The 14,168-nt window shown below is 55.5% G+C and carries 7 protein-coding genes; 4 read left to right on the top strand and 3 right to left on the bottom strand.

Features of this window, described 5'->3' with window-relative positions:
* Window positions 1–31: 31 nt before the first annotated feature.
* From HG15A2_RS15285 to HG15A2_RS15270, 4 genes are all read left to right on the top strand, one after another.
* A complete protein-coding gene (locus HG15A2_RS15285; RefSeq protein ID WP_145061052.1) occupies window positions 32–487 on the top strand; it encodes a hypothetical protein in 456 nt (151 codons plus the stop codon).
* A 103-nt stretch (window positions 488–590) separates the two neighbouring features.
* Entirely contained in the window at window positions 591–2,219 is a 1,629-nt protein-coding gene (locus HG15A2_RS15280) for a family 16 glycosylhydrolase (RefSeq protein ID WP_145061051.1), read from the top strand.
* 363 nt (window positions 2,220–2,582) lie between these two features.
* Window positions 2,583–3,224: a carbohydrate binding domain-containing protein gene (locus HG15A2_RS15275; RefSeq protein ID WP_145064091.1), complete on the top strand. Its 642-nt coding sequence runs from the start codon at window positions 2,583–2,585 to the stop codon at window positions 3,222–3,224.
* 477 nt (window positions 3,225–3,701) lie between these two features.
* The gene (locus HG15A2_RS15270; RefSeq protein WP_145061050.1) at window positions 3,702–5,000 is read left to right on the top strand and encodes a Gfo/Idh/MocA family protein; all 1,299 of its coding nucleotides are present in this window, start codon (window positions 3,702–3,704) and stop codon (window positions 4,998–5,000) included.
* 21 nt (window positions 5,001–5,021) lie between these two features.
* On the opposite strand, the gene HG15A2_RS15265 is transcribed toward HG15A2_RS15270, so the two are convergent.
* The 3 genes from HG15A2_RS15265 to HG15A2_RS15255 form a co-directional block, all read right to left on the bottom strand.
* Entirely contained in the window at window positions 5,022–6,956 is a 1,935-nt protein-coding gene (locus tag HG15A2_RS15265) for a sulfatase family protein (RefSeq protein WP_145061049.1), read from the bottom strand.
* A gap of 27 nt (window positions 6,957–6,983) precedes the next feature.
* Complete coding sequence (locus HG15A2_RS15260; RefSeq protein ID WP_145061048.1) at window positions 6,984–8,963, bottom strand: ABC transporter ATP-binding protein; 1,980 nt, start codon at window positions 8,961–8,963, stop codon at window positions 6,984–6,986.
* A 120-nt stretch (window positions 8,964–9,083) separates the two neighbouring features.
* Window positions 9,084–13,916: an Ig-like domain-containing protein gene (locus HG15A2_RS15255; RefSeq protein ID WP_145061047.1), complete on the bottom strand. Its 4,833-nt coding sequence runs from the start codon at window positions 13,914–13,916 to the stop codon at window positions 9,084–9,086.
* Between the last annotated feature and the right edge of the window lie 252 nt (window positions 13,917–14,168).

Here is a 14,168-nt window from a genome sequence, read left to right as displayed (position 1 = left end):
TCTCAACTCATCTATCCACGAAATTCAAACAATGAGTTTTCAAAGAAAACAGAGCGACGGCCTAGCCTTGGCGCTAATGGCTACGCTGTTCACTGTCGGTTGCGGCGGCTACGAAGCAACCCTCAGCGGCACGGTCACACTAGATGGTCAACCACTCAATGTAGGTCGCGTCAATCTCGCACCTACGGGTGAGGGCAAGATTGCTTCCGCCTCGATCAAGCCAGACGGAACCTACGAGGTAATCACCACGGGCGAGTCAGGTATGGTCCCAGGCCAATACGGTGTTTCCGTACGCGCCTATGGCCCCGGCAAGCCCGACCCTAATGGTGGTCCTCCCATGCCAGGCAAGCTGCTCATTCCCAACCGTTATGGCAGTGGTAAGACCTCTGGGTTGTCTGTAGACATTCAGTCGGGCGAAAATACCTACGATATTGCCTTGGAGTCCGGTGGCGATGAGCCAAAAGGTAAATCCCGAGGTCGTCGCTGAGCGTACAATTGATACGAAGACATGTTGAGCTTAAGGCATTTCTCAGTGAGGATGGCGCCTCGTCGGAACGGGCCTGCTCAGGCATTGGAAAGAGAAGGCAAAGATGATCCCTGTACAATCGACTAACCAGCTGAGACGCCACCGCTACGCGGTGCTGGTGCTTGTCAATTTCCTAGTCGCCGCACCCACTCTCGCTATCGCGGCCCCACCCGGCTGGACGCAAACTTGGGGCGATGAGTTCGATGGTACCTCTGTCGACGCCGCTAAGTGGGATCGCATCTACTGGAATACGCCGTTCAATAACGAGCAGCAGGCATACCGCCCAGACCGCGCGACCGTCAGTGGCGGTAACCTGGTACTGACCGCTGATGATACGCCCAATGGCGGCAAGCAATACACGTCCGGTAAAGTGGAAAGTACCTACACTCAGCATTACGGCCGTTGGGAAGTACGCGCAAAACTTCCGGGCACGCTGGGCACCTGGCCCGCGATCTGGCTGCTACCTGATACTGATGTCTACAATTGGCCCACGCAGGGCGAGATCGACATCCTGGAAAACCGGGGCAACCAGCCCAATCTCGTCAGCAGCGCGCATCATTGGGGGCCCAACTTCAACGGGCGCCAGTTTACCTTCGCTGAAGAAACCTACAGCGGCCCCGCCTCCGGCAACTACCACAACGATTTTCACGTTTATGCTGTCGAGTGGGACGCCAGCGCGTTGAAGTTCTTCGTGGATGATGTGAACTATCACACCATCACCAATGCTCAAACTGCTAATGTTCACTACCCCAACGGGTTCCTGAGTCAACAAACGGCCCCGATGGAAACCGTGCTGAATGTAGCCGTCGGTGGAGATTTTCTAGGCGGAGCGCAACCCAATGGCAGTAGCAATTGGCCGCAAGAGATGTTGATTGATTACGTGCGAATTTTTGAACGCGATACCACGCCAACGCCTTTTGTGAACGGTAGCTTTGAAGACGCGGGCGGATCGCTTGACGGTTGGACGCTGTTCGGAAATTCGATTCCCAACGTGTCCGCACAGAGCGAAGCGGTACTCGACGGCTCTCACTCATTAAAGATATTTGGCCAGTTCAACGGAGGGCAAAACTTCTCCGGTGCCCAGCAAGGTATCTCTGTCGAAGGCGGTGATAGTCTTTCCGCCACTGCGAGTGCCTACGTTCGTTCAGCGGATGCCCTTGAGAATGGCAACGTCGTTACTATGAAGTTCGATTACTACAGCGTTTTCGGAGGCGAGTTCGCTACTTCGGCATATCTCTCCAGCTCGGCACCGATCACCATTGGTGATACGGCGACTAATCACGACATGTGGCTGGAACACACCCTCGCCGCTACTGCTCCTGAAGGCGCCGTCGAAGCTCGACTCGTCTTTCTTTTCGATCAACCAAGTAACGGTGGCGGCGCAATTCATATTGATGATGTGTCTTTCGCGGCACTCGCCCTCGAGCCCAACGCCGACGCGAACGACGATGGCAGCGTCGATGGCAGCGACTTCCTCGACTGGCAGCTTGGCCTTGGTTTAACAGGCACACCGTCGGTAGCCGATGGCGACTACAACCACGACGATACTGTCGACGCAACCGACCTAGCGGTGTGGCAACAACAATATGGCACGCTTATTCCCGCATCGATCACTGCTGTGCCTGAACCAGGTACCCTTGTGCTTTGCTTGGCGCTGCTTTCCATGGGATTCCGCAAAACCCGCCTCCAGTAGCCTTGTTCAGATTCACTTACGAACACGCAGTAAGTTACACCCCACAGAACCTGAAAGGTGAGATGCAGTAGGCTACCCCCACCAAATGTCCTCAGCCATCGAATGTAACTATTTCAGTAATTGATACCCCGCACTGCGCCACTGGGCTCAGTGCATCCTTCAGCAAGGGACGGATCGAAGTACGGTTTTTGTGACCAGATCCGAACTTTTTGGCCAGCGGCGTGAGGTCCCGCGGTCCCCTGAGGCAATCGCTCAGAAATTCTGGCGAACTTATTTCTTACCCTGCTTAATCCTGTTGGCGACGATGTCGTTGCCCATGTGAGAAAGCAATTTGCTGGGCAGTTCTGCCCGAGAAAGAGTCTAATGTCTATTTCAAGAGGGATCCTTCGTGCCAGTTTTGCTATGTTGATTCTGGCTGGCCTAAGCCTAGATGCTTCGGCCGTTGAGTTGGCGATCAACGGTGGTTTTGAAGCTGGTGACACCAGCGACTGGGTTTCGTTTCCAAGCGGATCCAGCACCTTCACCGCCGAATCGGTAAGCCCCAATACAGGTAGCTTCAACGGCAAGCTTGAAAATACTGCCACCGGTAGCGCGGCCGTTATTAAGCAGGCCAATGTGGGCGTGGGGACGGTTACCCCGGGGCAAGATATTACGATCAATTTCTGGGCGCGCGGATCGGCTGAAGCAGGAGGCGTTCATTTCGCCGAGCTATTCTCCGAACTCGACGGCGGTGGTACTTCAAAGAGCGAGATCCTATCGGGTGCGCCGCTGTTCCCACCATCGGACACAACATGGACCGAATACACATTCAACACCACACTAGGTCCCGATGTTTCCGGTGGCGTGACGTTGCAATTCAATGCTGCGACAGGTGCAAACCTTGGCAGCTTCTCAATACTTGAAATCGACGATGTGTCGATCTCCGTGGCGGGCATTCCCGAACCCACATCGCTGGCACTGCTTAGCCTTGCTGGACTGGGGTTAGCAGGTCGTCGCCGCAGGTAAGCACTTTTCGCCGGCATGGTTGCTTAGCTAAGCAACCGTAGAAAATCGCACAGCGGGGTTGAGCCAAGCTCAACCCCGCTGTTTTTGGTTGACGAGCACAGGTAACTGTGTAGCGAGGCATCGCCGCTGCGACGCTTATGAGTTTTGGTCTTCATTCACGACGGACTCGTGGGCGCCGCATATTGTTGTCGCTTTTTGGCCACGAATCGATTGAATGACAGCCAGGTCCTTGCGGAAACTGTGAGGAAGTTCCTGGATTTTCACAACTTTCGACTCGATATTGAGGTTAGATTCACACAAATCGTGGTCAGTGATACCTTGCTCTACGGGGTTGCCGCACCTTCCTCGTGCCCTAGGTGACATCTATCAGTCGACTGGATAGAATGACTGTTCGGGTCTGCCAACGGCGAACGTCTGCTCGCGCTGTTCCCGGGCAAGCTCACGATCAAAAATGATTTCACGAAAAGAGAGATAAACATGGCACAATTCAATCGTCGTTCGTTCTTGCAAACCACAGGTGGTGCACTTGCCACCGGCGTCATGGCTTCTACTGCACGCGCTGAAGACGCAAATAGTAAAATCGGCGTAGCGGTCCTTGGCCTGAATGGCCGTGGTCAGACTCACCTCGACATACTGAACGAGATCGACGGTGTTGAGATCGTCGCGCTCTGCGACCCAGACAGTAAGGTCCTTGCCGACAAAGCCACTTGGGTGGAAGAAAAAACGGGCAAGAAGCCGGCACTCGAAGCCGACATGCGGAAGATTTTCGAGCGCAGCGACGTCGATGCCGTAAGCGTGGCCACACCCAACCACTGGCACTCACTCGCGACGATCTGGGCCTGCCAGGCTGGTAAGGATGTGTACGTAGAGAAGCCTGGGTCTCACAATATCTTCGAAGGTCGCAAGATGGTCGAGGCGGCCAAGAAGTACAAACGCATAGTGCAGCATGGCGTTCAGATGCGCAGCTCGGATACGATCCAAGAAGCGGTCGATCACCTTCGCAAGGGAACGATCGGCGATGTGTACATGGCGCGTGGTTTGGTTTATCGCTGGCGTCCCTCGGTTGGCAATCAGCCCGATTCCCAAGCCCCAGAGAATCTTGATTGGAACTTATGGCAGGGCCCGGCGACTGAGAGAGAGTTCTCTAAGCGCTATGTGCACTACAACTGGCATTGGCATTGGGACTATGGCAATGGCGATGTGGGCAACCAGGGGGTTCACCAAACGGACATGTGCCTGTGGGGCCTCGACGTGGGCCTGCCATCGAAAATTAATGCAATGGGCGGGAAGTTTCTCTGGGATGACGACAAAGAAACGCCCGAGCAACTGACCACCAATTACCTCTATCCTGAGTCGAACCAAATTTTACAGTTTGAAGTTCGACCGTGGATTACCAATTCCGAAGCCGGTGCCTCGGTCGGTAATATCTTCTACGGATCCGAAGGCTATCTGGTCGTGCAGGGCTACGGGGGATATGAAATCTTCCTGGGAAGGAAGAACGAGCCTGGTCCCAAGCGAAAGTCAGAAGGCGAGTTAACTGCCCATTTTCAAAACTGGGTCGATGCCATCCGCAGTCGAGACGCTGGTTCGTTGAACGGCCCCGTGGAAACGGCACACACTTCCTCCGCGCTTGCCCACCTGGGCAACATTTCGTATCGATTGAATCGTCAGCTCGAGTTCGATCCTGCGACTGAGAAGTTCCCTAACGACGAAGAAGCGAATCGCCTGCTCACTCGTGAGTACCGCGCTCCGTTTATTGTGCCAGAGACGGTGTAGCTCACACGGTGTAGCGAGCAACTAGTTATCCACCGTTTCCTCGCGTGATAGTTTCACGCGATTGGCGAAACGCTTGAGATAGTCGTTCGCTTGCTTGTCGCGAAGTGTGCGCTGGACCCAAAGTGCGGGTACTTCGCTCAGTGCATTGATTCCGACAAGGGCATTCATTAGCTGAATTGCCGCTTCGTCGTTGAGCGGCTTGTCTAGTTCCGCCAGCAAGACTTGCTTCCTTTGGTCGGTTTCGCCAACCGCGAGCAATGCACAAGCAGCGGCAACTCGGACGCCAGCATGCTGATCATCGAGAAGCGACTGGAGCACTGGCACGGCGTTCGCGGCTGCGTCGCCTAGAATCGCACAGCCCTGTGCTCCCCAGTAACGCTTTAAGGGGTCCGTGTCCGTCAAAGCTGCCTTGAGTACGGGCAAGTTATTCGGATTTCGCTCGCTCGCTACGAAGGCGATTCCGAGTACTTCGTCCAAGTTGAATTTACCTGATGAAGCGAATTCGTTGATCGTGCGCTCACCCGACAATGACTCAAAGAGCGATTCGGGGATGAGTCCTGTGTCGCGAACATCACGCATCGTCGTGCGTAAACGCTCGCGCATCGATTGGAGTTTCTCGGCATATGCGGAGTCGCAGGCCAAGTTATTGATCTCCCAGGGGTCTGCCAGTGTATCGAAGAGTAATTCGACCGGCTGGGGGGATTCCCAGATCGCGCTAAATCGCTGTTCAAGCTTCCCTTCCTGCCAAGCCTTTCTCCAAGCGACCCAAGACGGCATGGAAAACTGGAAGTTGCTATAGGGAGCAGCAGGAAGTTGTGGTGTGAAACGACGGATGTACTTGAATCGGCCATCCGTTAGCCCGCGGCGCATACCGATGATCTCGTCAAAGCGGTCGGCATAGAGGAAAACTGAATCGTTCTCGCGCGGCTCCCTGCGGTGCGGGCCTAGAAAGGGACGGCCCTGCATCTGTTCTGGCGTCTCGTTGCCAACGAGTGAGAACAAGGTCGGCGCAAAGTCCACGAACGACACAAGCTCGTCGATGCTCTCTCCGTTTACGAAGGGGCTCAGGCTCTTGAACTTCTCCGGCACATGAATCAACAGCGGAACCTTCACCCCTGTGTCGTTGAGATAGCGTTTGCCGCGCGGCGTGGGACCGCCGTGGTCGCCGTAGTAAAACACAATCGTGTTCTCAGCCTGCCCGCTCTCGACGAGTTCATCAAGCAGTTCGCCAACTTCCCGATCGAGTGCGGTGATGGTGTCGTGGTAAATGGCAAAGTCGGAACGCACTTCTGGCAAGTCCGGCAAATAGGGAGGCACTTCGATTCCCGCGAGGTCGAGTCGCGTTTTCTTGGGAATAACTCCTCGCTTGCGCTGCTTGGCTATCTTCTCGGGGAAGAGTGAACTTTCGTGCGATACGGTTAAGTTGAAAATGGAGAAAAACGGGGCGCCTTCAGGCCGGTTCTTGTAATGTGCTCTTGACGTGGAATCGTCCCAAAGAGCCTTATCGTCGCCCAGCTGGTTGTAGTCAGTCTTCGTTCGATTCGTGCAGTAGTAACCCAGCTCTCGGAGAGAGGTAACATAAGGTTTGTAGAGGTGCGGAACCCGGTGGCGGCTTCTCATGTTCTGCGTGCCAAGGGTCACCGCATAGGCACCGTTGAGCAGCGTCGAGCGTGCCACAGCACAAACCGGCGCGTTCGAGTAGGCATTTGTGAACAGTACACTCCTCTTTGCCAGCAAATCCAAGCGAGGGGTCTGTGCCTGCTCATTGCCATAACAGCCAAGCCACTGTGTTGCATTGTCCTCGCTGGTGATCCAGAGAATGTTCGGTCGAGCCTTTTCGTCAGCAGCCTCAGCCGATTCACTAAGAATGCCAGCTACAAGCGCGATCCCAAATAGCAGCAGGGCGGCGCTGGCAGCATTGCGGATAGGATTCGGAACCGAAGGGTTTCTTCGCATGAGTTTGTGCGCTGCACGCAGCGTTCCTTACGTTGAAGCGGGGAATTGTTCGGTGGGGTGTGTCTGCAAGACGACCATATCGCGATATCTTCCACCGGATTGCATGAGCGTCTGGTGATTGCCCACCTCGACTATTCTGCCCTCCTCCAGCACCACGATCCGATCTGCGTGGGCAATGGTGCTCAGGCGGTGGGCAATAATGAAGCAGGTACGCTCGCTTGTGATTGTCGCTAGGCTCGCCTGAATCAGGCGCTCGCTCTCTGTGTCCAAGTTGCTTGTGGCTTCATCCATGATCAAGATGCAAGGGTCGGCCAGTACGGCTCGCGCGATCGCCAAGCGTTGCCGCTGGCCTCCGCTCAACTTCGCCCCGCGTTCACCGACCAGGGTGCTGTAGCCATCGGGAAGTTGGTCGATGAATTCAGCCGCGTTGGCTACTTCCGCAGCGTGGCGTATCTCATCCTCGGTTGCATCGCGATTGCTATAGGCAATGTTAGATGCCACGGTCCCGTCGAAGAGAAACACCTCCTGCTCGACGATGCCGATGAGCGAACGATAACTCTCTACATCGTAATCTCGCAGATCGTGCCCATCGAGGCTAATGCGACCGCTCGTAGGATCGTAGAAACGTGCGACAAGATTGCAGAGGGTCGTCTTTCCGGCGCCACTTGGGCCCACAAGAGCAATCGTTTCGCCTGGCAAAACTTCCAAGGAAAAGTCTTTCAATGCCAAAGCGTCCGAATTGGGGTAGCTGAAACTCACTTCTTCAAAAGAAAGATTTCCAAGGAAATCACTAGCGTAGAGGAGGCGGGTACTCTCGCTAGTTTGCATTTCTCGGGGCTCTTCCAGCAGGTCGAGGACGCGATCAAATCCAGAGAGACTGTTTTGAAATGCGGCGGCACTTTGCGCGAGTATTGCCAGTGGGCTCAGCAGCATGAGCAAGTACACGAGAAACATCATCAGATCGCCCAGCGTGAGGCTTCCTTGTAGAACGCGCCAGCCCCCGTACACCATAAGTGCAGCAGATGCCAATGGCACAAGCGTTTCCCAAATGACTTCTACCGTTCGCATCCACCACCACACGAACAGCTCCTGGCGTCCCATTAAGTGGTTGCCTCGCATAATCCGGTTGGTCTCCGCTCGTTGTCGGCTGAACCCGCGCACCACCCGCATGCCACCAAACGATTCGGTAGCCATCGCATCGACTTGCTCTCGCTGAGCGCGCACTCCGCGGAACTGCGGGCGGATGCGACTAATCCAAGTGCGATGCGTAAAGTACACCAGCGGCACGAGCACCAGGGCGCCAAGCAGTAGTCGCCAATCTACCCAGGCAAGTACACCCATGCTGCCCAGAAGCTGGATGATTGCCCGCCATGGGTTGTAGATCATACCGAAGACGAGCTCACCAACACTGCCAGCATCTTGTCTTAGGATGCTTGCTGCTCCGCCCGACTTGAGTTCCTGTATGCGATGCAACGGGAGACGAAGTGCATGGTCGAAGACTTGCTTACGCACGGAAAGTTGCGTGAGCTTCGTGATCCGTGTAGCGTGCCAGCGTCCCCAGATGTGTAACGCTGTTTCTAAGAACGAGATAGCCACGACACTGCCCACGATCACTAGCAAGAGTGGCCAGGGCTCGCGTGGAACCCAAGCTGGTGTTGCCGCCGGCAGCGGATTGCCGCCCAGCACGTTGTCTACTAAAAACTTTGTGGCAGCTGGCGGAATCAGTGCCAGTAGCGTGGCGACTGTCAGCGTGGTGAGCGAGAAAGCTAAACTTGCCCAGTGCTCTCGAATGATGAGCAGGAATCGCACGAGCAATTCCTTGGCGGAACGATCACGTTTCTTGTGATCCCCAGGAAGCCTTTCGTGTCGTCTGGCGGGTAGTTCATTCGCGCGAAACTTCGCTTTGTATGCTTCAAAACGCTTGCGGCTAGGAAGAGGCCGGTGCGGAGCTTGGCCATCGGGGGATTGGTCAGCCGGAGATTGTTCAGGAGCGGGGGGATTCTTCATCAGGAGCAGCGGTATACGAAGTTGGAGCTGAAAGCGTCCATTATACCGCTTATTGACGGCGAGTTGCTCCCCTGCCACGCCCAACGCGGATTTCAGAGGTGGCAATTCGCGAATCCGCTACTACACCAAGTAGGTGACAACGAGCTGTTCGGCCAGCTCTGCTTCGGACTCTTCTGTCGCATCCTTGTCCTGTTTAAGGAGAGTTTCGTCCGCAAATGCTTCATCCCTTGGTGATTGAGGAGCTTCGTCCCAGACACCCTCAACCTCTACTGGCGTCAGATCGATTGCAATTCCTTCGAAGGCGGACTCCAAAACGGCTGCAGTCAAAGTGCCGGGTTGGCCAAGCCCCGTAACCCCAGCCAAGTTGAGTCCAGAGTTTAGGTTGAGTGCCGAGCTGGGTGCCGTCGCCGCAGCAACAGTCGGCGTGCTGACAAAGTCTTGTTGCCAAGCCAGGAAGCTCTCGCTTCCAAGCGATTGGCCGAAGTCCGACTGCCACATGCCGAGATCATCGCCGTTGACCGTGCCATCGGCATTGAAGTCGGAGTCATTCACAGATGCCGTGGCTGCCACACCTTGCCCGTATTCGTCCTGCCACATGGCAACACTGCCTCCGGAAGGTCCTCCGTCCCCATTGTTCTGCTGTAGTATCAGGAAGTCGAAACCGTCAGTAGTACCATCGTCGTTGATATCCGCCGACTCGTCGTTCCCTTGCGTGTTGAGTCCGCCATTGTTGTCTGTCGAAGCGGCAACCGGTGGATCGAAGTTCCCGACGATGGGTAGGGCCAACTCGTCACCGAACTCTGCGTAGATGTCATTGCCAAACGGTGGAATCTCGAACGGATGATTGAGTGCAGCAACCGTTCCCGGGACCGGTGTGGCTCCCGCGGATACAAGGAAGTACCACTCAGCAATGGGTCGATTCGCCTGGGCGCTGTTGCGAGGTACCCACAGTCCAATGTCATCAATGCCGTCTTGGTCCATGTCGGCCGCCACCGGGCGATCGAGTACGCCTGGGAATCCCCAGTTGAAGGATTGATCAGCATTTCCATCGAAACCGGCGACATTCATGTCGAAGGTCAGCACGTTATTATTGAACACGGCCAGATCGTCGTCGCCGTTTCCGTCGAAATCGCCAACCACAGGGTGTCCAAGTAAATTTCCGCTGAGGAAGAGATCCCCGGCACCGATCACAAAGTCACGATTGGTATCAAGCGCCCACTGTCCCGCAAAGTAGAGGCCGATCTCGTCGCCGTTATCGGCGTTGCCATCGAAGTTGCCGGCAATCGGAAGTGCACCGGCGATGTCGAAGCCTGCAACCAGAGGCTGCATAGTCAGGATATCGCCTTCGCCCGTATTGATAACGCCATCGCTATTCGTGTCGATCAACCAGCGCTTGCCGCCTAGTTCCGTTGACCAACCGAAGACAGCCAACTGGTCGAAGCCGCGGAAGTCTCCACCAACTCCCCCTCCACCACCGCCACCAAAGGCAGCGAGCAACTCGTTGGTGTTAGTGAACTGCTCAGCGGCGGGGTCCATGAGGGTAAGCTGCGCAAGCGACGATCCAGTACCGACGCCAAAGGCTCGCACGTTGTGGCCGAGCGTATCGCGTATTTGAGTCACTTCGTCCTCAAATCCACCTCCCGCTTGCCCATCAGAAAGGAAGATCACGTCGGCTGAGCCTGCAGCGTAGCCGCCCATGGTTAGTGCAGATAGCACAGTCTGGTACGCGCTCTCAAAGTCGGTACCACCAGTACTGTCAAGCGACATGAGTGCTTCTTCAATATCTCGCATCCCGTTCGAGTCGAGATCGGCCAGGGGAGTGGTGACGGTTTGCACCCCAGCGGTAACTGGATCGACATCGATAATCGAGCCCGCACTCTCAAAGGCAACGAGCGACACCTTTGCCGTATTCCCAAGTCCTCGATCAATCAACTGCTGGTTGAGTACTTTAAAGGCAGCGATTTCAGCGTCGATGATTTCGTTCGCAGAGCCATCTCCATTGACATCGCCGACTGGATCGCCCCCGAAGTTACTCGTAGTGCTGCCAGAGATATCGATTACGAACACCGCGTTGTCGTTGATGAGCACTCCACCGCCACCGCCGAACAAGCCGGCGAAGACAAGGTCGTGCACTGAGTAGCCACCAGGCGCAATAGCCCCGGTTGCTGGATCAGCAACATTCATGTTGAACGTGAGATCGACATTGGTGGCATCGTTGCCGATTTGGGCATTGGTTGGATCCCAAACGAAGTTGCCGTTAATATCGAGATCGATGTTCTGAGCGACGAACGAGCCAATTTCTGGTCGACTATCGACCGTGAAGCGTGCGACAAAGTTGCCACCGGGGATGCCATCGCCTGTCGGGAAAGTCGGATCTTCCAGGGGCTCGCTGGCATTCGACTCGCCATCGAGCGCGTTTCCTGCTGCGTCGCTGATGTTGTCTAGGATGGTAAGCGTGAAGCGATCGTCCGGCAGAGGTTGAGCGAATGCAAGGACGATCGATCCCGTTGCTGGCTGTCCATTGACATTTCCGAGGAGCGACGGAGTGATGCTCTCAATGGGAATGATTCCCACGTGATCGCCTACCAGTTGGAAGTTGCCTGGAGTAAATGCGTTGTTTTCAAAGGCGGCATATTCAAAATTCGGATCGCCTGCGATCGCAGCGACAACCCTTGCTGGCAAATCGACGATGTCAATCTGCAGGGCATTGATCAGCGGAGTAGGTCCATTGACCGAAGGCTTAGGATCAAACAGGTCGTAGCCAGTCGCACCAACGACGGTCACGGCATCAATCTGCGGGCCCTGCGTGTCGAGTAAGATCGTGAGTGCGTCGATGTTGGTGGTCGGTGGTAGGACGTTGCCCGCTACATCTTGGGCAATCGCCAACAAGGGAATAGCACCATCACCACCATTGAGTTGCTTCAGGTTGAGAGCCGATGAAATCTGCCAATACCCAGCAGGGAAAGCGAGATTGCCATCCAACGGATTGGAGACGGTTTGTCCCAAGAAGGTATCATCCGCAGTGAACCCGTTGCCGGTTGTGTCGTGGAAGAGCATGACCACCGAGTTCGCCTCGGCGATACCCCACACGGTTGGTGTCGTGTCGCTGGTGATGCGATCGGCAAACGTCGCGGGGGTGCCGTTCACTCCGGTATCGCTACCGTCGAAGAGGCCATCGCCGTCGGTTGCCGGTTGGCCAAAGTTCACAGTCGGTGCCGTTGTGTCGATGGTTACTGGTAGCAGGAAGTCGTGACTAATATTGCCCGCACGATCTTCGATCTCTAGCGTGAAGTTGTGAACGCCATCTGGGAAAGGCGCGCCCGCTGGATCATTTATTGTCAGTGAGACGGTTCGTGTCAAAGAAGCAAGCGTCGTGAAGCCTCCACCGAGAGTCGCATCGGTGAAGCTATCGTACACGAGCGTTTCCGGCGCACCGATATTGCCATCAGGGCGAGCGTAGAGGCGGAACTTCACATCGTTGGCAAATGGATTCGCTGCCCCACCCGCAAGCGTTGCGTTGGATCGCATGACAAAAGTCGGTAGCGAAGATTGCGTGATTTCATCGGCGTCGCTACGACCCGTGTCGCTTGTCAAGTCGAGAAACGGCGTGTTGGGCTCGACCGTGTCGATGAAGAGATCGGTAGGGAGAGCGATCTGAGGGCTCAGCAACCCGGCGTCGGTTTCGAATTGTACGAAGAAGCTATACCGCCCATCAGTCAGCGGATCGGAAGTCAGCGCATAAGCTCCCTGTCCGTCGCCTGCCACATTGTCGGTATTGTCTGAACCGACGGTACCAGTAGCCACCAGCACCGGCGAACCTACAACAGCACCTGCCGGGGTAAGTGGTTGGGCAAACAGGCGGACCGTTGAGTTTTCAGGTCCTACACCTACGAAAGAAGGTTCGTTGATCTTAGTTACGCCGTCGGTACTCAGCATTCCCGTATCGCTGGTCGGCGTCAGTACTATGGTTCCCGTGACCGGGTCAGCCACGGCGTCGATGGTCACGAAGATTGGCACCGAGAGCTGCGAGAACCCGGTATTTGCTCCGCCGGCACCGGCCGAAGTCGCATCGTCCACCCTAGTTCGTGCGGAGATCAAATACTGCGCATCAGGGAGAACTGGGGTAGTTACCGTCCAGGTAGCACTTGTTCCCAGTCGGGTAGCGTTGACCACCGTTTGGGCACCGGTGGTCAGGTTTGTGGCGACCAGTTCCACGTCGTAGCCGTTGGCACCATTGCTATCGATAGCACCTAGATTGGTTCCGGCCGGTAGGGCGGGTAAGAAACTGGCAATGTCATCCTGGATGAAGAACGTGGGTGTGTTATCGCCAGTGATGCCGTCGCTGTTTGATGCTCCAGTATCAGAAGCCGGGGAGAGGCTAACATTGGCCGGAGTTGGAGCTAAACTGTTGCTGAGGTCAATCGTGTAAACTCCACCAGCAGCGTCGACGGTTGTATCTGTGGCAACGACATAGTAAATCTGCGACTCGATTACTGGTAGGGTTCTGTCCTGTCCCTGTGTGATGGCACCACCTAGTAGTGAATTCCCTGCCGAATCCTGAACATCCAGAGTGAAACCTGCGAAGCCGTCGGTGACACTACTGACCAGGAGTTTTCCAGTCGAGCTGGCGCGATAGATGAAGACATCTTGCGTGTCGCCAACGCCATCGTTGAGGCGAAAGTTCTCTATCGCTACCGTTGGTTCGAATCCAACATTCTGCCCAGCGGGCGGTGCCTGGTCGTTTAGTGCCTCGAGATCATCACCGCCACCCCCTGCGCCGCCACCTACAAGAATCGCAAGCATCCGCCGGTCTTCCAACTGCTCGACACCCAATCGCGTAGCGTTGGGCTGACTAGTCGAGCGACTAGCTTTACGCCGCACTCCCTTAGCTAGCTGAGAGGCCCCGTTTCCTGAGACATTACGACCAAACCAATCGCGACGGAGAAATGACATGACACAATAACCCAAGACAAGGTGCGTGAAACTCACTAGATGTGCTATTCCCGCTAGCCAAGTGGCACGGCGGGGAGGCCATGCGAGCGAAACGTCTACTCTTCGAGAGCGTTCGGGTGCCCGCAGAGAACCGGCGGTGAGTGTACCTTGGGTAAGATGGGTAATACAAGAGTTTTGTATGGATTTGCCTGATATTTCTGGTTATGGCGATTCCGTAGCCCTCAGAGCAAGCTGGGTGTGGGGGGGGATGAT

The sequence above is a fragment of the Adhaeretor mobilis genome (assembly GCF_007741515.1).
Taxonomy (GTDB): Bacteria; Planctomycetota; Planctomycetia; order Pirellulales; family Lacipirellulaceae; genus Adhaeretor; species Adhaeretor mobilis.
The sequence above is the reverse complement of the archived record's forward strand: the minus strand, read 5'-3'. Positions and strand labels throughout refer to the sequence as shown.